The organism is Microcoleus sp. Pol17C6 (assembly GCF_036701145.1).
In the GTDB taxonomy this organism is placed as follows: Bacteria; Cyanobacteriota; Cyanobacteriia; order Cyanobacteriales; family Microcoleaceae; genus Microcoleus.
Window position 1 is genome coordinate 1 of sequence record NZ_JAUBQH010000001.1, and the last position, 20,286, is coordinate 20,286.

Consider the following 20,286-nt stretch of genomic DNA (forward strand, 5'->3'; position numbering starts at 1 on the left):
TTGGTGAGTGTGAATATGAAGCCGGGGGAACGCCGTTTGGTTCAGGTGGATTTCTTGTATCCGCCGGATGCGACGCCCCCGCAAGTTTTGACTGTGCGATCGAGTAATTAGTTGGTGGTTGACTGTTGACTGTTGGCTGTTGACTGTTAACCTTTGGGTTTTTGTATTAATGAGTTAAGATAGGCATTAAGTTTTGGTGAAAGTTCATTTAATAACGGATGCAGTCGATCGCTCTGTTCTTGAGTCAAAAGATTGCGAGTGTAGGCAAGTCTCACCCAATGTCTTGTTTCGTTTAATGAACCTAAGAGCAATTTTCACAAAATGCGGATTATCTTGATAGGTATAGCATCCATGTCATTCTGCAAGATTAGCACCAACACTATCAGCCGATCGCACTATTTGTTTGCCCATCGTATCCTTCGCAAAGTCGTCCCACTTTTTAACAAAAAACTATATTTCGTTTGATATTTTTTCAGTTAATTGATAAACTCTTAGCTGTTGGAAGGTTTCTATATTAGCTTTTTTAACATAGTTGATGGCAAACCATTGACAGTCAACAGTCAACTGTCAACTGCGAACAGTCAACAGTCAACAGTCAACAGTCAACGAATTAAAGCGTCAAAGATTGAGGATTTGTCTCAATCAATTTAGCTAAATCTTGCAAGAAAGACGCCGCATCAGCACCGTAAATAATCCGGTGATCGCAAGTAATATTTACCTGCATTTGGCGCTTCACTCCCATCAAACCTTCCTCGTTTGCTACTACTTGCGGCCGCGAAGAGCCGATCGCCAAAATCGAGCCTTGATTCGGCGGCAAAATAGCGTCAAACTTGTCTACTCCAAACATTCCCAAATTGGAAAGAGTAAAAGTTCCCGTGCTGTATTCATCAGGCTTCAACTGCTTGGTGCGGGCGCGATCGACTAAATCCTTCCAAGTGCGCGAAAGCGAATAAATATCGAGGCGATCGGCATTTTGCAACACCGGCGTAATCAAACCGCCGCCATCCATCGCCACCGCTACCGCCACATTAATATCAGCGCGGTGTTGAATTCCCGATTCCACATAACAAGCATTCAGCAGAGGATGTTTTTGTAAAGTTACTGCTACAGCCTTCGCCAGCATAGCCGTCATCGTGACGCCCTTGGACTTAATTTGTTTGTAGAGTTTGTCCAGATTATCAGTAGTAATTGTGTAACCGACGCGGAAAGACGGCACGCTCAAACTTGCTTCCATATTGCGCACCACCGCATTTTGCAGCGCATTCATCGTTACTTTTTGGCCCGAAAGTGCGATCGCCGGGACTGGTGCGGGGGCCGGTTTGGCTGCTGCGGGTGCGGGTGCGGGTGCGGGTGCTGCGGGTGCGGGGACTGTTACCGCTTGCTGAACCGGAGCGGGTTGGGCTTTGCCTGCTGCTGCTTCCACATCCTCTGCGACAATGCGACCGTTGGGCCCGCTGCCTTTGATAGAATTCAAATCTACTTTAAACTCTTTGGCTAACTTGCGAGCGCGGGGAGAAACGACGCTGCGGCCGTTTTGGCGGCTGACATTTTGCTGCAAACCTGCTGACGATGTAGCTGCGCTCACAGGAGCGGGGCTGGGAGCAGCGGCGGCGGCTGCGGTTGGAGCGGCGGCTCCTTGCTGCTGAGCGACGGCGATTTCGGCTTCTGTTTCTGCTACTAGGGCGATTGCCGCCCCCACCGGAGCAACTTCGCCCGCAGGTACGATAATTATTGCTAAATAGCCTTCGTAGAAAGACTCCACGTCCATGTCGGCTTTGTCGGATTCAACCACCACCACCGTTTCGCCTTTTTCTACTTTGTCTCCGGCGGATTTGACCCAGGAAACAATTTTGCCCTCTGTCATTGTCGAACTCAGGGCTGGCATGAAAACTTCGCGAATCATCTGTAAAAAGTCCTTTTGTGTTGGTAATAGGTAATCGGTATTTGGCAATTGATCATTGGCGATCGGCCACCGGCAATACTTATTATTATGCCAGTCTCTCGCATTCTTGATGTGTGACTGTTGACTCAAAATCAATTGCCAATTACCGATCGCCAATTACCACTTACCAATTTCTAAATATCACCTCGAATTTCTTCGACTATGCCGTCGCGGAGGAGAATTTCTACTTGCATTTTTTGAATCAAGTTTTCTCCGAGCCCGACAGTGAACGTGCCGTCAATTTGACCTTGACTCACTTCTTGTTCCAGGTCTAGCACCTGCACTTGCTGAAGCTGTTGCAGGTTTTGGTTTTTCTGTTCTAGCAGTTCGCTTTTTCTTTGATTCACCTGCACTTGAATGTTTTCTATTTGCTGCATTACTTGCGGGCCTGGGGGCTGCAGATTTTGCTTTTGGATTTCTGAAATCATCCGCTGCCCTTGCATTTCTAACTGTTGTAGCTGAGAGTCTATTTGGTTGATTTGGGCTTGGAGTTGCTGTTGAGCTTCTTCTTTCCAGCGGGGAGTAACGACGACTTTAACGTTAATCGATCGTTTCAAGAGTAATTGTGGTTCCATAAAGTTGTTGCTTGTCAATTAGGAATTAGGCATTAGTCATTAGTCATTAGTTGGTAAACATGAACTAATGGCCCAGGACTGAGGACTCGGACTCGGACTCGGGTGTTGGGATAATTTTTTCTTTTCCATTCCCCAAGTCCTGCGAATATTTCAAAACATCCCGTCAATCATATCGCGGTAGTGTTGCGTCACAACCGGGCGCTTAATTTTCAGGGTCTGGGTCAACATTCCATTTTCGATCGAAAATGGCTCCTGAATCAACCGGAACGGGCCGATGCGATCGTCCGCGCGGTATCCGGGGCGATTTTGCACCTCTCGGTTCAATTCTTTGCGGAATAAGTCTTGGATTGTCTTGCTATTCCAGTCAGTTTCGTGTAAAGGGGGATTCTGAGTTTCTGCCCATTTCTGCACAGCTTCTGCATTGGGGACAATTAAGGCGCCGACGGATCTCTGGTCTTGACCTACTAGCATAATTTGGTCGATGTAGGGGCTGCGGAGGCAGGCATCTTCTATGGGTTGGGGCTCGATGTTTTCGCCGTTGCTGAGGACGATCGTATCTTTAGCGCGCCCCGTCAAGATTAAGTCGTTTCCCGGCGTCAGCCAGCCCAAATCGCCAGTGTCGAACCAGCCTTCGGGGTCGAGCGCCTTGGCAGTCGCTTGGGGATTAAGATAATAACCTGCCATGATTTGCGGCCCCCGCGCCAATACCAAGCCGCGCTGGCCTGTGGGCAGTTGCTGTCTGGTTTCTGGGTCTACTATTTTAATTTCCGTATGGGCGATCGGCTGTCCTGCGGAACCTTTAAGATTGTGCCAAGGGCGGCGCACAGTTAAAACCGGCGAAGTTTCGGTTAAACCGTATCCCACCAACAAGCCGATATTCGCTATTTCAAAGAAATTGTCTATATGCGCGGCCAAAGAACCGCCACCGCTAATGGCCCATTTTAAGCGTCCCCCTGTAGCTTCCCTGACTTTTTGGTAAACCAGTTTTTCGGCGAGGGCGTGTACGGGCGACAACAGAATGCTTTTGGTGCGGGCGATTAGTTTTTCGGAAGCAGAAGCCGGTTTCAAACTGAGAGTTAATCCTTGGAAAATGCGGCGGGCTTCTATGTATTGCTGGCTAGAAGATAACAGGAAATTCACCAATTTTTGTTTGTTAGGTGGCTGTTCCCGAAATTGCTTTTGTACGGCCTCATAAATCGATTCCCAGATGCGCGGAACACTGACCATGTACTGGGGTTTGTAAGTTTTAAAGTCTTGTTTGAAATAGCGAATATTGGTGTAAATTTGCGTGCATCCTTGGGACAGCAGGAAGTATTCTACGCTGCGTTCGTAGGCGTGCCAACTGGGCAGAATGCTGAGGACGCCGTCGCCGCCTTCGGGCTGGAGAATTGTGCCCAAGGTGTTGAGTTGGTGCAGCAGGTTGCCGTGAGTCAGCATGACGCCTTTGGGTTTGCCGGTGGTGCCGCTGGTGTAGAGGAGGGTGGCGAGGGTTTGAGGCTTGTGGTTGGTGGGTTTGAGGGGACGGTTTGCCCCTGTGGTCATCACTTGGGAAAATTTGACTGTGCTTAGGGTTTGGCTGGTTTCCGGTTCTTCGTCGGAAAGGAGGACGATGAGTTGAATGGGCAAATCAGGGAGGCGGTGTTGCAGTTTTGTCAGTAATGCCAGGTTTTCGACTACCAAGGCGGTGCTGCCACTGTCTTGGATGATGTATAGGAGTTCTTGAGGGTCGGCGGTGGCGCCTCGAACAACGTTGGCGGCCCCGGCCATCATGATACCTTGGTCGGCTATCAGCCAGCGGGGGCTGTTGTCTGCGAAGAGGGCGACGCGGGGAGGGACTGCTTCTTCGGGATTTGGTTCGATGCCGAGGGCTTGGAGGCCGGCGGCGAATAGCTGGATTTGCTGGTAGAGGTCGGTATAGGTGAGTTTGATTTCTGGCTGGCTGTGGGGGTCGTGGAGGGCGACGGTTTGACCGAATTTTTGTTTGACGATCGCCCAAATTTCGGGTACTGATTGGATGGAACTGTAATCGATCAGGCGACTGAGGTTAGCGCGATCGCGATCGGTCATTTGAGATGATGCGTAAGATGCTGGGCCGTTCATAGGGTATTTTCCTCAGTTTATGGAGATAAAATTATTGGCTATAAGTTTAATATCACAGTTATTTTATAATTATGTGGCAGTGTCGTGACAGTTTACCAACCTGCCATTGTCTATTCAGGAAATTAGAGGTACAAGATGATGAAACTTATAGTTACACAGAAACACATAAATTTAGTAAGTTTGATAGTAGTTGCTTTGAGTGCGATCGGCCTAGCATCATGTGGCAATGGATTTTCCGGTTGGCAACTGGGAAGTAGACGAACATTTGCTGATTGGTGTCGCCAAAAAGCTGATTTGAGTCCTGAAACTCAATATACTGTTGAGCTGCTGTTGAATCATGTTCAGACTACTGAATGCGATGAGGCTAATCAGAAACTTTTGAGTGTCCAGCAACTCTTTTTCAATGCCGTGCGAATCAGCGACCTCAAACCGCTAGCATTTTTGACTAACCTGACTGTGCTCGAACTCCAAAACAATCAAATCAGCGACATCAAACCGCTAGCATCTTTGACTAACCTGACTGTGCTCGAACTCGAAAACAATCAAATCAGCGACATCAAACCGCTAAAATCCTTGACTAAACTATCGCAGCTCAATCTCGAAAACAATCAAATCAGCGACATCAAACCGCTAAAATCCTTGACTAAACTGACGAAGCTCAATCTCGAAAACAATCAAATCAGCGACATCAAACCGCTAAAATCCTTGACTAACCTGACGGAGCTCAATCTCAAAAACAATGATATCAGCGACATCAAAGCGCTAGCATCCTTGGCTAAACTGCCTTCGGTCAACCTCAACTTCAATGAAATCAGCGACATCAAACCGCTAGCATCTTTGACTAACCTGACTCGGCTAGATATCAAAAACAATAAAATCAGTGACATCAAACCGCTAGCATCTTTGACTAAACTGACTTGGCTCGATATCAAGAACAATGAAATCAGTGACATCAAACCGCTAGCATCCTTGACTAACCTGACTCAGCTCGACCTCAAAAACAATGAAATCAGCGACATCAAACCCCTAGCATCTTTGACTAACCTAACTCATCTCTACGTCGAGAACAATCAAATCAGTGACATCAAACCCCTAGCATCTTTGACTAATATGATAATCCTCTACCTCCAGAACAATCAAATCAGTGACATCAAACCCCTAGCATCTTTGACTAAACTGGATTATCTCGGTCTCGATAACAATCAAATCAGCTACATCAAACCGCTAGCATCTTTGACTAAGCTGAGAATGCTCAGGCTCAGCGGAAATCCGAACGCTCCCAAAACTTGCCCTCTCAAGTTAAAGTCTTGTATATGGGAACCACCAAGAGGTCCGCGACGTGAATCGGAAGATTAGAGGTACAAAATTATGAGACTTATAGTTGCACAGAAACACATTAATTTACTAAAGTTGATAGCAGTTACTTGTAGTGCTATCTACCTACCATCATGTGGAAATGGATTTTCCGGTTTGCAACCGGGAAACAGTAAACGAACATTTGCTGATTGGTGTCGCCAAAAAGCTGATTTGAGTCCAGAAGCTAAACATACAGTTGAGGTGCTGTTGAAACGAGCTGAGACTACTGACTGCGCTGCGGCAAATCAAAAACTTTTAATGCTCCCGGCACTAGACCTTACAAACAATAAAATCAGCGACATCAAACCGCTAGAATCTTTGACTAACCTGAGAATGCTCAACCTCAACAAGAATCAAATCAGCGACATCAAACCGCTAGAATCTTTGACTAAACTGCATTATCTCTGTCTCGACAACAATCAAATCAGGGACATCCAACCTTTGCAATCTTTGAATAACCTCATGCAACTCAAGCTCTACAACAATCAAATCAGCGACCTCAAACCCTTGCGCTCTTTGGATCAACTGTCTGAACTCATCCTCAAAAAAAATCAAATCAGTGACATCAAACCCTTGCGCTCTTTGACTCGACTCAATAAACTCGGTATCGAGAACAATCAAATTAGCGACATCAAACCCTTGCGCTCTTTGACTCAACTGCATCAGCTCTACCTCAGCGGAAATCCGATCGCTTCCAAAAGTTGCCCGATCGAGCCAGAGTCTATCTGTAAATGGGAACCATCACCTACCGAATCGCGATTTAATATTTTTTGAGTTGCGATCGCTGTGTTGCTGATAAAGTTCGATCGCCAATTCTATCCTCACATCCGCTTCAGTCAGGGGGAGATTGTCGGGAAGGTCGATCGTAATTTGCATGATTTATGGTAGTTTTAGGTTTGTATAGGCTTTTAAGTGCGATCGTTTAATTTTGCAATTCGGGTTTAATTTTGTTAACAGGACTTACCCACAGATAGTATCTGTAGGGCGAAGCACACCGCACCTTATCCCCACAAATTGTGTAAAAATTGCTCCCTTGCATAAGTCCTATTTAAGCAACCTTGCGCGGTGCATCAACCATCGGTGCAGTACCAAACAAATGTCTGAGATAACTGCGACTGAGCTCGCGGTTCCAGCGCCGCAGACGCACCATCACTCGCGTGAATGTAAAAGTTAATTCCAACACCAAAGAAATCTGTTTGAGACTGAGTGAAGTATTAAACACATCATTGCCGTGCGTGCGTTCAATCTGATGATGCTTCAGCAAAGCAATCAGGTTTTTGGTAGAGCCTTTTAGTTGATTGAAATAACTCTGGGAGAATGCCCAGCGGCTGAAACCCCAAAACTTAGCCAAATGATTAATTTCATCCTGTAAAGGCTGGGAAATTGCCTGTTGCAACGCTCCAGTTGAGTGTACCATCAACCATAAATAAACAGAAGTAGCTCCCCACTCGGTACTCAGGCGACTAATCACGTGTTTGTAGGTATCTTGCCAAGCGTCACCTGTGGATTGACAGCCATTCACAGAGTTCGGTTTAACTTGCAGTTTTTCCCCTGTAAGTTGCTGGTAAATTTTCCTAAATGTCGGGCAATGTTGGCGTTCTTCTTTTTCCCAAACACCTATCTCTAAAATGTTGCCGTTGGCATCAAAAATTCCTCCCATAAACCGCGCCATTTGCGGATAAATATGCTGTAAGTAGCACCAACTTTCTCTACCGTAGCTGCGGATGGGAGCTTCAATTTCTGCCGCACTTGCCAAAATTTGTAAAAATATTTCTGGCTTGACACCAATAATTTGGTCGCGATTGATTCCTTGCCAATCTATGGGTTCCCAAGGGCGGGGATGCGGGGCGGAAAATTGCTGGGGCAGATCGGAAAGTCGATCGCTCAAAATTTCCAATGACATATAATGGTCGATGAGGGAGTTAATCCTCGCCCGACTTTGCAAGTAGCGAGGGCTTTGATACTGATTTCCAGCCAAATCAATTGTATATACCTTACCAGTAGCTTTCATTGTTTCTGCCTGTTCGTAACTTTTACAGCTATTGTGCAAAAGGCATTGGGGAAGTCGCAATGAGTAACGTGCAGGCTGCTCAATGACTAGCAGTTGCCTTGACTGAGCCGAACTCAGGTGAAACGGCATGAAGTAGGGTGAACTAAACAACAGATGATACGGCTAAGATGTCCCGAAAAGTAGCCTTCCTCCAATAAATCGTCTATACTTCAGTCTTGACCAATTCCATAAGTAGAAAGTTGGTGGTGCTGGCATTGCAAAAATTTTTGATTTTTAGAAGCGCGCAGCACCTCTAAGCTGTTGCACATTTAAACTGTGATACAAGGATTACCCTTGTTTTTGATTGGGCCATCCCATTTAATTATTAATTGTCCTTCATTTAAAAGGAGCTGCCATAAATAGTCTAGGCCTTCAATTGATATAAAAAATCGAGGGGTCATATATTATTTTGTCTAATGCCTTACTAATTCAATTAAGTTATAGTCGGGCTGTATTCGGGGAAAAATTATCCATGAAAATTAGGCATTTCGGTTTCAATTATTTTTAGGTACTCTTCTTTAGATATCTCCCAAATAGTAACATTAGGTAGTAAAAAAACATAAAAGACATTTTTTTACACATAAACCTGAGCGACATCCTGAATCATATTGAAGAAAATCCTAAAAAAACACAGCGATTAATTGGTCGGGCGTATGAACAGTTACAAGCATTGCTCCAAAATGCCGAACCATGTTAACTGTAGCATACATTGAGTGCCAGTTAGAATACGTTTAGCCTGAATGAATAACCCGGATTCTATTTCTTAGGATTCAACATCAGACAATTCCCTGTTGAACAAAACAACTCAAGCAAAGTTAATGGCAAGATCCTCTGATTTCCAACTATTATTGACCCAGGAAGGAAACTCACAAAAGACACTCCATAAAAGTTGCACAAGTAATAAATAAGTCGCGTGGGTTGGGAGCATCTCATATTTGTAAAAACACTTTTTCTGGCTCCTGCATTCTTCCTCTTTCCTCCTGGATTCTGACTCCAAATTCCAATTTCTAGCTTGGCTGCAAAAGTGAGATGCTCCCAGTTCAAGAATGGGAGTACACCCCGAAATACCCATAAAACTGGCTAAACTACTCAAGCGACAAAAAGGGAAATTTTCTCACTGCGATAACTACTTCAAAGATGGAGATTCGATAGAGGTTGACCACATAATCCCCAAATCGAAAGGTGGAAGGGAATCGTATGATAATTGACAATTACTCCATCGACATTGCCACGATCCAAAAACTGCCAAGGATGGCAGTCTCGCTAACAAATCTAGCTGCAAAAGTGCTAAACCTAAGCCACCAGTGGAACCAAGGCTTTGGGCGTGGGAAAACGATATGTTGGTAACGACGTACTGATGACAACAGCCATTTTATTGAGGAGCGGAATGATGGGAAACTATCACGTTCCGTTTTGGAGAGCCGTGGAGGAGGCGACTCCTTCACTGACTTTAATTATCCAGAAAAAGGGAATGAATATGCTAGGGATGGAGCGGCACAACGGTACCTCTGGGCAAGAGGAATCTGCCTCGAAAGAGGGAAGTGTGGGGAGAAGACCCCCTCTACTATTGACGATGCACCCTGAGATAGCAAGTGGACTTCGATGAACCATAAATTAGAATCTCCGTCCGCGACGGTCGGGGAGTCTATCAAAAATGTCGAAACAGCCTCATCAAACAAACGACAAAAGGTACTTATGGCGATCGCGCCCCAAAAAAATTCTCCCCCTTCCTCCCCTTTCCCCAACTCATTCACTGCCCGCGCCTTGCGACTCACTAAGCTATCTCACGCACTATTCTCCTTCCCCTATCTCCTTTCGGGCTCATGGAAGTTTCCGTAATTTATCTTAACTATAAAACTCAAAACTCAAAACTATTCACTAGCCCCTATCTCCCTTCAGACAGAGGGAAGTCTTCGTGATTTCCCTTATGATAGATATAAGGTTAACTTCTAAGTACCCTTGTTAAAAATAATTTTTGCAAACAATAGGGGAAAAACTAATGAATACTGAAGAAAACGCGACCCACATTGGTAGCGAAAATCAAGTCACCCTACCAAAATCGCGGGAAATATTGCTCGGTGAGGAAACAGAAAAAGCCCTCGGTCAGCAAAAACAAGAAGATGCTCAAACTAGGCGCGCTGTCGAACAGTTGAAAGAAGAACTTCAGCAAAAAATAGATAAAGAGTGTCATCACAAGGTAGATTAAAACTAATAGTTTTTTTTCGGGTGGGGGTAAGATAGGGTCTTGCCTACACCCGTCTTTTTAAGGCAAAGTTAAATAAAATTTTAAAATTATAAATTTTTTAGGGTTGAAAAAAATACTCTTGCACGCACGCGCGACCCTCCAACAGTTTTTTACAAAAATACTTAATTGCAGCCAGCAGAAACGGTAAAAAAAACAATAATTAAGTATGAAAGTCGCAGTTAGTTCAAGACTGCAAATAACTGTTCCCTATGCCATATTCCATATTTTCTATTCCATTTGTTATTTATTCTTTCTTCCTAGAGGTAGAGTGCAACGCAGCTCCTAGTTACCTATGATGAGTTCATTAAGTAAAAAACGTCAAATTAGATACAGATAGGGAGAAACCAATGAGCACTGAAGATAGAGCAAAGGCAACTGGCAACAACATCGCAGGCAAAGCTCAAGAAGCCCTAGGCAATGTTACTGGCGACCCGAAGGATAAAGCAGAAGGCAAAGCCAAGCAGGCAAAAGCTGAAGCTGGTCACGCGATCGAAGATGTAAAAGATGAGCTCAAAAAGAAACTAGACTAAGCCTAATAGTAATTGAGAGGGTCGAGCAACCTGACCCTTTCAAGTATTCAAGTTGTTTTCAGAAGGGAGGAAAAAAGGTGAGTTTATTGCAGCAGAGTCGCAAAATAATTGCGGGCTTACTCTTGGTTTTAATGCTGGCTATTACGACTGCCTGCGCGCCCAGCGTTTCAACCCAAAAACCGACTGATGTACCTGTAGCAATTGGCGGCAGTCAGGGTTATTACGCGCAGCTAGAACGTGGCAATACCGCCGCAGGTCAAGATTTTGGTCAATGGGTAACAAAAACGGCTAAGGGCCTGGTTCAGGATGCTTACGTTCGCGACAATAACAAATTGGGAGTTGTTATTACCCCGCAAGTCCGCCCGACTGAAGTGAAAGATTTGGCCAAATCTTTAGCACAAGGTTTTCACCGCAATTTCCCAAATCAGGATGTAAGTGTTTTGGTTTACGCTCCTGACAAAAAACTGATTTTGACTGCTAAGTACGACCAGCAATCAAATCAGATTGAATACAAGTCTTGACCTGGTTAGCCAGCTTATATGATAGCCGCGTGGCGGTTTAATATTCCGCAGTTTTTTGAAGGCGAAAGCATCTCAATTTAAGACTGAAATGTTGTGTAGATTGGAAGAAAGTTACCATGAGTAGCAGCGATAATTACAAGCGTCAAATCATGAACGATTTAGCCCAGGGCGATCGAGAAATGATGCCGGAGACAACTGGTGAAGATTACGAAAACTTTGACGATTTTGCTCAGAGAACTTCGCCTGCTCAGCGCAAACAATTATTCGGGCGTTCCCTGAATCACGACTCCCTCCCGCCGGCTCAGTTGGAACCGGAATTGCAAAAGGCGATCGCCCAAATTAAGCCAAACGAACGCGACGACGTGGCGCGCGAATTCTTCAAGCATTTGGGCAAGAGAGGATTGGACGATCGGCAATTGGAAAAGCAGCTAGGACTTTCTACCCACCACGCCAGCCGCATGAATGCTGACGATGTTACCAAGCTGGCCTCGTTTACCTATCACAATCATCCGGATATTTTCCGAGAAGTGCTGGCCGAACAGCCGAGTTTGATGAAGTTTTTGGGAAATCCAGTTGTTGCTGGTATTTTAGGAATAGTTGCTGCTAAATGGCTCAACAACCGCAAATAATCTTCGATTCAGACAAGTCTAAAAGCGGATAATAAGTGCAGCAAATAAAAGGACGATCGCTGGAGCGATCGCCCTTTTATTTTTATATTTTATATCTAGTCCTGTAAAATAACCGTGAGTGTGTTTCTCGTTAAGACTTGAGTCCTCAGAAGCTGATCAGGACTAAAGTTATCACTACAAACCTTTTTTATTGGGTCGTTTGAGGCGAAATTATAATATTATAATAAACTCCCGTGATTTAAATCTTAATTATTAGGTTAGTCTGTGTCCGGGTGATTAACAACCCTTGCCAATTACCGACTACGAATTACCGATTGCCAATGACTAATTATTGGTCAAAGCTAAAAATAGCTCGACAGCAGTCAACAGCGGTATACCTGACACTCCGCAAAATTAAATGTAGGATTAAGTGTTGCCGTGAATCAGAAAAAAAGATGAACGTATCCACTATTTGGCGAAAACTCCGTAGCCAGCAAGCCTTCTGCTTGGCTGTACTCCTGGCAGGTTGCCTTGTATTTATCGGTTGTTCCCCCGCGCAGTCAGCGGCTGGCAATTCAGTCGATCCCAAGTTGAAAGAGCAAGTCTTGCAGGTTATCCGCGAAAACCCGCAAGTAATTTTAGAGTCGGTACAAGGGTACCAGCAACAGCAGCAGCAGTCTCTCAAAGCAGCGCAGCAGTCATTTTTGCAGGAGATGAAAACTAATCCCAAATCTTCGATCGGGGATTCTCCCAGCACGGGTTCAGCTTCGCAGCAAATTGTACTTTTAGAATTCTCTGACTTTCAATGTCCGTTTTGCGCGCGCGCTCACGATACTGTCAAGCAGTTTATGGCAAAACACCAGGACAAAGTTACTTTAGCTTACAAGCATTTACCCTTGACTTCAATTCACCCTCAAGCGCTGCCAGCAGCTAAAGCAGCTTGGGCTGCTCAACAGCAGGGAAAATTCTGGGAATATTACAGCGCTTTGTTTGAAGGACAGAAAGAGTTAGGCGAGGCATTATACACATCGATCGCCCAAAAGCTCAATCTAAAATTAGATAAATTCAACACCGATCGCAACAGCCCCGCCGCCGAAGCCGCCATTGCCAAAGACGTGCAACTGGCTCAACAACTGGGCATTGAAGGGACTCCCTTCTTTATTATGAACGGCCAAACTTTCTCCGGGGCGGTCGAGCTTTCTGAGATGGAAAGCATTCTCGCCTCTGTCTCGAAATAAGAAATTAGGAGAGGGCAGTGCGGTGTTCCTACAATATTATTTTGGGATAGGGAGACGGCACTGCCCAGCGGGGTGTCACCCAACAGGTCAAACCCAGTCACAGAATCGTGTTTGACGTTTAAGGCCAGGTTCGCCCCGATCGTCGGAGGGGACAAGAATCTTCTCAAAGTTTTGCGAGTATCAGGGGGATGCCAGGGGATCTAGACTTCGCTGTGAACCAGAGATAAAAAGGTTTTCAGGCGATTGTTGACACAAATGGGAATTACCGTGTCCTTTTGCTCGATCGCATACAAAAAATCGATCTGAGACGATAATGGTGTTGCGATCGATCAACTCATATATCACTGATGGAGGAATAAGCTCATGACACCCGTGACATCTCCAACCGATCGAACCAGTGGATTATACGTGCGTTCCCCCGATGGAGAAAAACTCGCTTTTCCCCTGAAACATACAGAAGTCCGAGCCAAAATAGCGGGAAATTTATCGCGAGTTGAAGTCTCGCAAAAATTTGAAAATCCTTTCACCAAGCCGCTGGAAGCCGTCTATATTTTTCCGCTACCGGCAGAAGCAGCGGTAGATGAAATGGAAATAAAAATCGGCGATAAGACCATTAAAGGCAGCATCAAAAAACGCGAAGAAGCACAGCGCATTTACGAAAAAGCCAAACAAGAAGGGCGGACTGCGGGTTTGCTGGAACAAGAGCGAGATAATATTTTCACCCAGTCCCTTGCCAACATCAAACCCGGTGAAGAAATCGATGTCACGATTCGCTATACCGACAGCTTGAAATTTCTAGCTGGCGATTATGAATTCGTCTTTCCGATGGTTGTCGGGCCGCGATATATTCCCGGTACGCCGATGGATGAAACGGCAGCCAGCGGTAGTGTCCCAGCCCCAATGACAGTTAATTCCGATACCGATATTGTTCCCGATGCGTCGCGGCTGAATGCCCCGATTTTGCCACCGGGAAGGCGATCGGGACACGATATCGGCGTGACGCTGGAAATTGAGGCGGGCATACCGATTCGTAATGTCAATTCCCCATCCCACCAACTGCAAATTGAATATTTCGACTCTCCCCAAACTTCCTTAGCAAGCGAGCAGACAAATGGGCAGAGGGTGCGTATTCAGTTGGCAAATCAAGATACAATTCCCAACAAAGATTTGATTGTTCGCTATCAAATAGCGGGTGGAAAAACTCAATCTACGGTATTAACTCAAGCGGACGCTCGCGGCGGGCATTTTGCAGTTTACTTGATTCCGGCGATCGAGTACAAAACTGATGAAATTGTTCCGAAAGATGTCGTATTTTTAGTCGATACTTCCGGTTCGCAATCCGGTGCGCCTTTGCAGCAATGTCAGGCATTGTTGCGGCAATTTATTAACGGATTGAATCCAGGGGATACTTTCTCGATTCTGGATTTTTCCGACTCCGTGCGCCAACTTTCCCAACAACCGCTACCGAATACAGCAGAAAATCGACAACAGGCGATCGAATATATCAACAAACTCCGCGCTGACAATAGTACGGAAATGTTGGGCGGGATTCGGGCGGCGATCGATTTTCCCGCACCATCCGGGCGCTTGCGAACCGTGGTATTCCTCAGCGACGGTTACATCGGCAACGAAAACGAAGTTCTCGCCGAAGTGCAGCAACATCTCAAATCGGGGAATCGCCTGTACAGTTTCGGTGCGGGGAGTTCCGTCAATCGCTTTTTACTCGATCGCATTGCGGAAATCGGGCGGGGAATCTCGCGGATCATCCGGCATGACGAACCAGTTAACGAATTTGTCGAAAAGTTTTTCCGGCAAATCAACAATCCGGTGTTGGTAAATCTGGAAATTACTTGGCAGGGAGAGGGCGAAAATCCGGTAATTTATCCGTCAGTTGCGCCGGATTTATTTGCCGAACAACCGCTGGTTCTCTTTGGAAAAAAGGGCGATCGCCAAGCTGGAACACTTCAGATAAAAGGGGTTAGTGCAGGCGGACACCAGTACGTCCAAACCTACCAAATCGACTTTAGCGATCCTGGAAATCCGGCAGTTGCCCAGCTTTGGGGGCGGCACCGGATTAAAGATTTGATGAATCAGATGGTGCAGTACGAAACCAAGGTGGGGGTGGAAACAGTGACAGAAACGGCGCTAACCTATCAGCTTCTGTCGCAGTACACGGCTTTTGTGGCTGTCAGCGATGATGTGCGCGTCGAATCGGGTACGGAATCCATCTCGATGAACGTGCCGGTAGAAATGCCGGAAGCTGTGGAATATGAGGGCGTATTTGGCAACACGGCTTTTATGGTGCAGGAAAGTCCAGCTTCCCAACCTGTTGCAATGTTTATGCAAGCTCCCCCACCTGGAGGATATGCAGAACGAGCGCGCGGTATCCAATTTAACCGCATGGAGAAACCGAAAGTGTCCGCACCAGCCCCCTGCAGCGCCCAGAGCGCACCCTCAAAAGCCCGCCGGCGCCGCACATCACCTGTAGAAGTCGTTAGCGCTGCGGGGTTGGATGAAGTGGCGCGTGATAGTTTAAACCAACACTTGGCAACTCTGACTGTACCCCCCGGTATCAATGGCGAATTGGTGTTAGAAATTGTCTTCAGTAAGGTGCGCGCCAGCCGCATAGTTGTGGATGCTGAGGCTTCGACTTTGGCGGATGTGGAGTTGCTGAAAATCATCAAAAAATGGTTGTTTAGCTGGCGCATTCCTCAATCGATTACTAAAAAATGGCTGTTTAGCTGGCGCATTCCTCACTCGATTGAGAATCCAGTGCGCCTGACGTTGCGGGTGCGATCGTAAAACAGCTTGAGTTGTATCACAATCCGGGCGATACTTTTGCTTGATCGCCCACAAAAAAATGGAAGAATTTGCTCTTCCATTTTTTAATAATGACTATTCGTCCTGACTGCAAACCACTTTTTTTATTAGACTTCTCCCATAATTATCGTGGAACAGGCCCTCGTTGCCTGTTCAAAATCTGCTTTGAGAGGAGAAGTCTATTGGTAACTTGACGGACACGATCGAATTTTTGATTAAACGGCAGCCAACTCAGGAGTCGGACGCTTGCTGTGGCGGATACCCTCGATCGCCGCTGCGTAATCATTCGCCTTAAACACAGCAGAACCAGCGACGATCGCATTTGCGCCTGCTTCCAGAACCTGCCAAGTATTGTTCCCCTTCAAACCGCCATCCACCTCAATCCAAGGATCGAGGCCCTTGTCGTCGCACATTTTACGCAACTGGCGAATTTTCGGCAAAACAGCCGGGATAAAACTTTGACCGCCAAAGCCCGGATTGACGCTCATAATCAGCACCAAATCGCAAAGTTCCAGCACGTATTCGATCAACTCCAGCGGCGTCGAAGGATTAAGAACCACACCAGCCATTTTGCCCAATTCCCGAATTTGGCCGAGGGTGCGGTGCAAGTGAGGCGAAGCATTGTGTTCCGCGTGAACCGAAATAATGTCAGCACCAGCCTTAGCGAAGTCCTCGACGTACTTCTCCGGCTCCACAATCATCAAGTGGACATCGATCACCTTGGTAGTAACCGGGCGAATTGCCTCAACAATCAGCGGCCCGATAGTAATATTAGGAACAAAGCGACCGTCCATCACATCTACGTGAATCCAGTCAGCCCCAGCTCGATCGACCGCCTGAATCTCTTCTCCAAGACGGCTAAAATCGGCTGATAATATGGATGGAGCAATAACAATTGATTTTTGGGATTGGGTCATGGCTAAGTCTGTTCTCCTGTCTGCTGTGCTGTATCCAGTTTATCAAAATACGGGTCTCCGGGTCGAAAAGTTGCCAACGATCGGTCGCGAGATTGGGAGGGGAGAAAAATTTTACCTCTGACAGACAAGTTTGGCGATCGCGCACCAGCCCGGATCTCCGAATTTTGGTTTAGGATATAAATTTTGCCTCTAACAAATAACTTTTGTGCAAAATCCGACCTTCTGCAAATTTTGAGTAGCGAATTATGAAAAATACACATCCCTTAGAAAATCCTGAACTCGATCGTGCCAGTCTGTTTGTATTAATGATCCCAGTCATCGGCTTTTTCCCCGCCCTGTGGACTCTTTACCGCCGTCAGGGCAGCCCCGAACGCAAAGCCATCAGCCGCTTGGCAATTGCCCTTGCTTTTAGTTGGCTCTTAGGACATATTCTTTTAGAAGCTGGAGCGATTTCTGCGGAATCTCAGACACTTCCCATGTTATTAATGAGTAGCCTGCTAACAACCAGCTATTTCATCGTTGCTCTGGGACTCATGGTTCGCCTCTGGAAGCGTCAACCGCTATGGTTGCCCGGAATTAGTCGCGTAGCCGAGCAAGTAGTAGGCAAACATTTATCATAATTTAGGGTTATTTTCAGCCCCTACCCTATTGATTGATTGCGTCTTCAGCTTGATACTACATATTGCCATTATCTTTTTTATTTTTGTTGTGTGTGAGGAAGCCAGTGCCAGCTCAAAAAATTCCTAATCAAGACCCTATCCAACAATCAACTGCTCAACCTGCCACCAAAAAAGCTTCCCAGCCCCATCGAGGCCGCTGGCTGGGTTTTGGTTTTGGTTTAGCTGGAGTAGCCATGCTCTCAGCCACAGCCGGAGCATTGCTAGCCGTCTCCCTTTCCACAACGCCGCTTCAGCAACAAAAGTTGAGCCCTGAAGAAGCAGCAGTATTTTCTCAAGGCGACATGGCAAAGCTCAACATGAAGATGCCGGAGCTGACTCGGCCAGTTAATATTTTAGTTTTAGGACTTAAAGTTCTGACCTCTGACATCGAAGGAAGTGTCAACAAAAATGTCGGATACGAAGTTTGGGAAAACTCCTTTAAGGGCTTAACCGATACCATGCTGTTGGTTAGGTTTGACCCTCAAAATAAAAAGTTAAGCGTGCTTTCCATTCCGCGAGACACCCGCACCTATGTTGAAGGCAGGGGCGAGGTGAAAATAAACGAAGCTAATTACTACGGGGGCCCAGCTTCGTCAGCGAAGGCAGTCAGCGGACTCTTGGGCGGCGTGGGAATTGACCGCTATGTCACAGTCAATATTCAAGGCATAAAAAGTTTGGTCGATGCACTTGGTGGCATTACTATTAATGTCCCTAAAGACATGAAGTATACCGATGAAAGCCAGCATTTATATATAGATTTAAAGGCGGGCAAGCAGAAACTAAACGGCGAACAAATCGTGCAATATTTGCTTTACCGGCACGACGATTTGGGCGACATCGGGCGGGTACAGCGCCAACAATTGTTGATGCGGGCTTTTGTGGAACAGGAAGTAAATGTAGGTTTGCTGTCTCGACTACCGAAGATTTTATCGGTGATTCAGTCTCACCTTGACACGAATTTGAGTATAGAAGAATTGGTAGCTTTAGCTGGTTTTGCTACTCACACCGATCGCACTGGCGTGCAGATGTTGATGGTTCCCGGCAAATTTAGCGATTCTAAGGACTACAAGTCAAGTTTTTGGTTGCCAGACCAATATGCCATCGAAACTCTGGTGGCAGAACATTTTGACTTCGGCCAAAATACTTGGCAAATTGAGAATGCTGATTCGACTTTTCTGAAGGTGGCGATTCAAGATAGTACCGGCGATCCATCGGCTGTTGAAGCTTTTGTGAATAATTTGACTCAAGCCGGTTATCGGAATGTTCAGGTTTATAAAGCTTGGCCCGAACCGTTGGAGGTAACTACTCTAGTAGCTCAACAGGGCGATATTAAAGGTGCTCAAGCGATTCGCCAGTTTTTGGGTTTTGGAGATGTGCTGGTTGAGAGTACCGGTTCTTTGCAGTCCGACGTGACAATTAGATTGGGTAAGGATTGGTTGGAGAAAAAGGCTCAGTCCGGCGGTGCGGCTAAGTCTTTTTAAACTGGATTTTAACTGGGGCATTTGTAGGGACACAGCAATGCTGTGTCCTCTTCTTTTCGGTTGGTATGAGATGGAGGCGAGCGCTTTTTTGTCGATTTACTGATACTATCTTTTTTGGTGATGATGGATCGCGATCGCAATACCGATACTTCCCTCCACAATCTGAACTGAAACAATAATCAACGAGGGAAAGCTTAAGATATTTTATAAAGGTAGGGTTGATGAACAAGGGTGCTAAAATAGACCGACAGCGGGAACATCAGGCTAATGAACGCACGTTTCTTGCATGGCTACGAACTTCACTCGCTTTAATTGGTTTTGGGTTTGCGATCAGTCGGTTCAGTTTATTTCTCCGCCAATTTCAAGCTACAGTGACTCAGCAAGAAGTTTCCTCCCCTCCCTTCTTCAACTCCGAAACTTTAGGGCTGAGTCTGGTCGTTTTGGGGATTGCGGTGATTGCCTTAGCAGCATGGCGTTATAATCGAGTATTCTGGCAAATTGAGCGAGGTGATTATCGCCCAAATCGTGTGCTAGTTGGGATTCTGACTGTAGTTGTAATGATTTTAGGAACGTTAAGCATTCCGTTGTTGCTATGGCGAGATCGCGGAAATATAGCTCCCACTTCAACTCCTAAAAACTCTCAATTCTAAGTTAACCCGATCGCTTAGAATTGAGTGAAAATAATCGCAACCATATCATTAAGCTTTTGCATCTAGATTGTCTATGGCGTTCGAGAGATGGGGATAGAGTCCGATGGAGAGAGGATGTGACGATTTTGGCTCTGGTCAGGGAAATATACAATTTAAATGCAGTACAACTTACAAGCGGAAACAAGTGAAATGAAGCCATCGCACCCACAACCAACCTAAAAAACTCCCCACAAAATAAGAGATAAAATCTGACCAACTAAAGTGATTTCCCAAAATCAGCCTTCCGGGTAAAGTAGCTCGCATTGCTTGTAAAAACGGAGGTGTCCACAGTTGGAGAAACTCTACTCCGCAGGTAGCTAGACACACAGCTACAGCCGCCCTAATTTGCGAAAATCGCGGCAATATCAGAACAACCAGCAAAATCCAAAATACCTCATAAGCTATGCTCCCAAAAGAGTCGTTGAACCATTCCAGTGCAGGGCCGCGAGAAAATCTCACTATGTAACCTAAAGGGATAATCACGATTATACTGATGAGCAGGGCAACTCGATATTTGAAAAAACGGCGATCGGGAGAAATTGGGGAAGTCATTGA

The 20,286-nt window shown here is 45.9% G+C and carries 24 protein-coding genes; 14 read left to right on the plus strand and 10 right to left on the minus strand.

All coding sequences use genetic code 11. From position 1 onward, the window contains the following. A partial coding sequence (locus QUA25_RS00005) for a DUF3370 family protein (RefSeq protein WP_333034947.1) occupies positions 1–111 on the plus strand: 111 nt, incomplete at its 5' end. A 35-nt stretch (positions 112–146) separates the two neighbouring features. On the opposite strand, the gene QUA25_RS00010 is transcribed toward QUA25_RS00005, so the two are convergent. The 5 genes from QUA25_RS00010 to QUA25_RS00025 all read right to left on the minus strand — a co-directional run bounded on the left by QUA25_RS00010 (position 147) and on the right by QUA25_RS00025 (position 4,617). Next, positions 147–275, minus strand: a complete 129-nt coding sequence (locus QUA25_RS00010) for a hypothetical protein (protein WP_333034579.1) — start codon at positions 273–275, stop codon at positions 147–149. A gap of 79 nt (positions 276–354) precedes the next feature. Then, the gene (locus QUA25_RS29365) at positions 355–411 is read right to left on the minus strand and encodes a hypothetical protein (RefSeq protein WP_333206223.1); all 57 of its coding nucleotides are present in this window, start codon (positions 409–411) and stop codon (positions 355–357) included. A gap of 199 nt (positions 412–610) precedes the next feature. Beyond that, on the minus strand, positions 611–1,903 hold the full coding sequence (locus QUA25_RS00015; RefSeq protein ID WP_333034582.1) for a dihydrolipoamide acetyltransferase family protein: 1,293 nt from the start codon (positions 1,901–1,903) through the stop codon (positions 611–613). Positions 1,904–2,076: 173 nt separating this feature from the next. Next, positions 2,077–2,517 (minus strand): YlqD family protein, encoded by a 441-nt coding sequence (locus QUA25_RS00020; RefSeq protein ID WP_015179467.1) that lies wholly within the window; start codon positions 2,515–2,517, stop codon positions 2,077–2,079. 150 nt (positions 2,518–2,667) lie between these two features. Further along, positions 2,668–4,617, minus strand: a complete 1,950-nt coding sequence (locus QUA25_RS00025; RefSeq protein ID WP_333034586.1) for a long-chain fatty acid--CoA ligase — start codon at positions 4,615–4,617, stop codon at positions 2,668–2,670. A gap of 135 nt (positions 4,618–4,752) precedes the next feature. On the opposite strand from QUA25_RS00025, the gene QUA25_RS00030 reads away from it, so the two are divergent. Both QUA25_RS00030 and QUA25_RS00035 read left to right on the plus strand, forming a co-directional pair. Continuing rightward, a complete protein-coding gene (locus QUA25_RS00030; RefSeq protein WP_333034588.1) occupies positions 4,753–5,973 on the plus strand; it encodes a leucine-rich repeat domain-containing protein in 1,221 nt (406 codons plus the stop codon). Positions 5,974–5,985: 12 nt separating this feature from the next. Continuing rightward, positions 5,986–6,747 carry a leucine-rich repeat domain-containing protein gene (locus tag QUA25_RS00035; protein ID WP_333034589.1) on the plus strand — a complete coding sequence of 254 codons (762 nt, stop codon included), beginning with the start codon at positions 5,986–5,988 and terminating at the stop codon, positions 6,745–6,747. Here QUA25_RS00035 and QUA25_RS00040 read toward each other — a convergent pair. From QUA25_RS00040 to QUA25_RS00050, 3 genes are all read right to left on the minus strand, one after another. After that, complete coding sequence (locus QUA25_RS00040; RefSeq protein WP_333034591.1) at positions 6,715–6,849, minus strand: hypothetical protein; 135 nt, start codon at positions 6,847–6,849, stop codon at positions 6,715–6,717. The two genes, QUA25_RS00035 and QUA25_RS00040, sit on opposite strands and share 33 nt — an antisense overlap. A gap of 172 nt (positions 6,850–7,021) precedes the next feature. Further along, on the minus strand, positions 7,022–8,134 hold the full coding sequence (locus QUA25_RS00045) for a hypothetical protein (RefSeq protein WP_333034593.1): 1,113 nt from the start codon (positions 8,132–8,134) through the stop codon (positions 7,022–7,024). Between the two features lie 59 nt (positions 8,135–8,193). Beyond that, positions 8,194–8,292, minus strand: a complete 99-nt coding sequence (locus QUA25_RS00050; RefSeq protein WP_333034595.1) for an RQC domain-containing protein — start codon at positions 8,290–8,292, stop codon at positions 8,194–8,196. A gap of 777 nt (positions 8,293–9,069) precedes the next feature. Here QUA25_RS00050 and QUA25_RS29370 point away from each other — a divergent pair. From QUA25_RS29370 to QUA25_RS00090, 8 genes are all read left to right on the plus strand, one after another. Beyond that, complete coding sequence (locus tag QUA25_RS29370) at positions 9,070–9,231, plus strand: HNH endonuclease (RefSeq protein WP_333453329.1); 162 nt, start codon at positions 9,070–9,072, stop codon at positions 9,229–9,231. Between the two features lie 116 nt (positions 9,232–9,347). After that, on the plus strand, positions 9,348–9,629 hold the full coding sequence (locus tag QUA25_RS00060) for a hypothetical protein (RefSeq protein ID WP_333034597.1): 282 nt from the start codon (positions 9,348–9,350) through the stop codon (positions 9,627–9,629). Between the two features lie 393 nt (positions 9,630–10,022). Beyond that, positions 10,023–10,229: a hypothetical protein gene (locus tag QUA25_RS00065; RefSeq protein WP_333034600.1), complete on the plus strand. Its 207-nt coding sequence runs from the start codon at positions 10,023–10,025 to the stop codon at positions 10,227–10,229. Between the two features lie 386 nt (positions 10,230–10,615). Next, a complete protein-coding gene (locus QUA25_RS00070) occupies positions 10,616–10,798 on the plus strand; it encodes a CsbD family protein (protein WP_333034601.1) in 183 nt (60 codons plus the stop codon). 77 nt (positions 10,799–10,875) lie between these two features. Continuing rightward, on the plus strand, positions 10,876–11,319 hold the full coding sequence (locus QUA25_RS00075; protein WP_333034603.1) for a hypothetical protein: 444 nt from the start codon (positions 10,876–10,878) through the stop codon (positions 11,317–11,319). A gap of 116 nt (positions 11,320–11,435) precedes the next feature. Beyond that, positions 11,436–11,948, plus strand: coding sequence for a hypothetical protein (locus tag QUA25_RS00080; RefSeq protein ID WP_333034605.1), 513 nt, complete (start codon positions 11,436–11,438; stop codon positions 11,946–11,948). A gap of 434 nt (positions 11,949–12,382) precedes the next feature. Further along, positions 12,383–13,165, plus strand: coding sequence for a DsbA family protein (locus QUA25_RS00085; protein ID WP_333034607.1), 783 nt, complete (start codon positions 12,383–12,385; stop codon positions 13,163–13,165). Between the two features lie 363 nt (positions 13,166–13,528). Continuing rightward, the gene (locus tag QUA25_RS00090; protein ID WP_333034608.1) at positions 13,529–15,967 is read left to right on the plus strand and encodes a VIT domain-containing protein; all 2,439 of its coding nucleotides are present in this window, start codon (positions 13,529–13,531) and stop codon (positions 15,965–15,967) included. A gap of 233 nt (positions 15,968–16,200) precedes the next feature. Here QUA25_RS00090 and rpe read toward each other — a convergent pair whose 3' ends face one another. Further along, on the minus strand, positions 16,201–16,902 hold the full coding sequence (gene rpe / locus QUA25_RS00095; RefSeq protein ID WP_015179568.1) for a ribulose-phosphate 3-epimerase: 702 nt from the start codon (positions 16,900–16,902) through the stop codon (positions 16,201–16,203). Between the two features lie 245 nt (positions 16,903–17,147). Here rpe and QUA25_RS00100 point away from each other — a divergent pair, with 245 nt between their 5' ends. The 3 genes from QUA25_RS00100 (at position 17,148) to QUA25_RS00110 (ending at position 19,692) form a co-directional block, all read left to right on the plus strand. After that, on the plus strand, positions 17,148–17,522 hold the full coding sequence (locus QUA25_RS00100; protein ID WP_333034612.1) for a hypothetical protein: 375 nt from the start codon (positions 17,148–17,150) through the stop codon (positions 17,520–17,522). Positions 17,523–17,626: 104 nt separating this feature from the next. Then, positions 17,627–19,042 (plus strand): LCP family protein, encoded by a 1,416-nt coding sequence (locus tag QUA25_RS00105; RefSeq protein ID WP_333034615.1) that lies wholly within the window; start codon positions 17,627–17,629, stop codon positions 19,040–19,042. Positions 19,043–19,263: 221 nt separating this feature from the next. Further along, entirely contained in the window at positions 19,264–19,692 is a 429-nt protein-coding gene (locus tag QUA25_RS00110) for a DUF202 domain-containing protein (RefSeq protein ID WP_333034617.1), read from the plus strand. Between the two features lie 168 nt (positions 19,693–19,860). Here QUA25_RS00110 and QUA25_RS00115 read toward each other — a convergent pair whose 3' ends face one another. Beyond that, a complete protein-coding gene (locus QUA25_RS00115; RefSeq protein ID WP_333034619.1) occupies positions 19,861–20,283 on the minus strand; it encodes a DUF2809 domain-containing protein in 423 nt (140 codons plus the stop codon). Positions 20,284–20,286 lie beyond the last annotated feature (3 nt).

Bases quoted from the DNA above. Each gene is read 5' to 3' on its own strand.
- QUA25_RS00015 (WP_333034582.1), bottom strand. From the start codon at position 1,903: ATGATTCGCGAAGTTTTCATGCCAGCCCTGAGTTCGACAATGACAGAG.
- QUA25_RS29370 (WP_333453329.1), top strand. From the start codon at position 9,070: ATGGGAGTACACCCCGAAATACCCATAAAACTGGCTAAACTACTCAAG.
- QUA25_RS00090 (WP_333034608.1), top strand. From the start codon at position 13,529: ATGACACCCGTGACATCTCCAACCGATCGAACCAGTGGATTATACGTG.
- QUA25_RS00065 (WP_333034600.1), top strand. From the start codon at position 10,023: ATGAATACTGAAGAAAACGCGACCCACATTGGTAGCGAAAATCAAGTC.
- QUA25_RS00115 (WP_333034619.1), bottom strand. From the start codon at position 20,283: ATGACTTCCCCAATTTCTCCCGATCGCCGTTTTTTCAAATATCGAGTT.
- QUA25_RS00035 (WP_333034589.1), top strand. From the start codon at position 5,986: ATGAGACTTATAGTTGCACAGAAACACATTAATTTACTAAAGTTGATA.
- QUA25_RS00020 (WP_015179467.1), bottom strand. From the start codon at position 2,517: ATGGAACCACAATTACTCTTGAAACGATCGATTAACGTTAAAGTCGTC.
- QUA25_RS00070 (WP_333034601.1), top strand. From the start codon at position 10,616: ATGAGCACTGAAGATAGAGCAAAGGCAACTGGCAACAACATCGCAGGC.
- QUA25_RS00050 (WP_333034595.1), bottom strand. From the start codon at position 8,292: ATGTGCAACAGCTTAGAGGTGCTGCGCGCTTCTAAAAATCAAAAATTT.
- QUA25_RS00080 (WP_333034605.1), top strand. From the start codon at position 11,436: ATGAGTAGCAGCGATAATTACAAGCGTCAAATCATGAACGATTTAGCC.
- QUA25_RS00085 (WP_333034607.1), top strand. From the start codon at position 12,383: ATGAACGTATCCACTATTTGGCGAAAACTCCGTAGCCAGCAAGCCTTC.
- QUA25_RS00030 (WP_333034588.1), top strand. From the start codon at position 4,753: ATGATGAAACTTATAGTTACACAGAAACACATAAATTTAGTAAGTTTG.
- QUA25_RS00100 (WP_333034612.1), top strand. From the start codon at position 17,148: ATGAAAAATACACATCCCTTAGAAAATCCTGAACTCGATCGTGCCAGT.
- QUA25_RS00110 (WP_333034617.1), top strand. From the start codon at position 19,264: ATGAACAAGGGTGCTAAAATAGACCGACAGCGGGAACATCAGGCTAAT.
- QUA25_RS00040 (WP_333034591.1), bottom strand. From the start codon at position 6,849: ATGCAAATTACGATCGACCTTCCCGACAATCTCCCCCTGACTGAAGCG.
- QUA25_RS00025 (WP_333034586.1), bottom strand. From the start codon at position 4,617: ATGAACGGCCCAGCATCTTACGCATCATCTCAAATGACCGATCGCGAT.
- rpe (WP_015179568.1), bottom strand. From the start codon at position 16,902: ATGACCCAATCCCAAAAATCAATTGTTATTGCTCCATCCATATTATCA.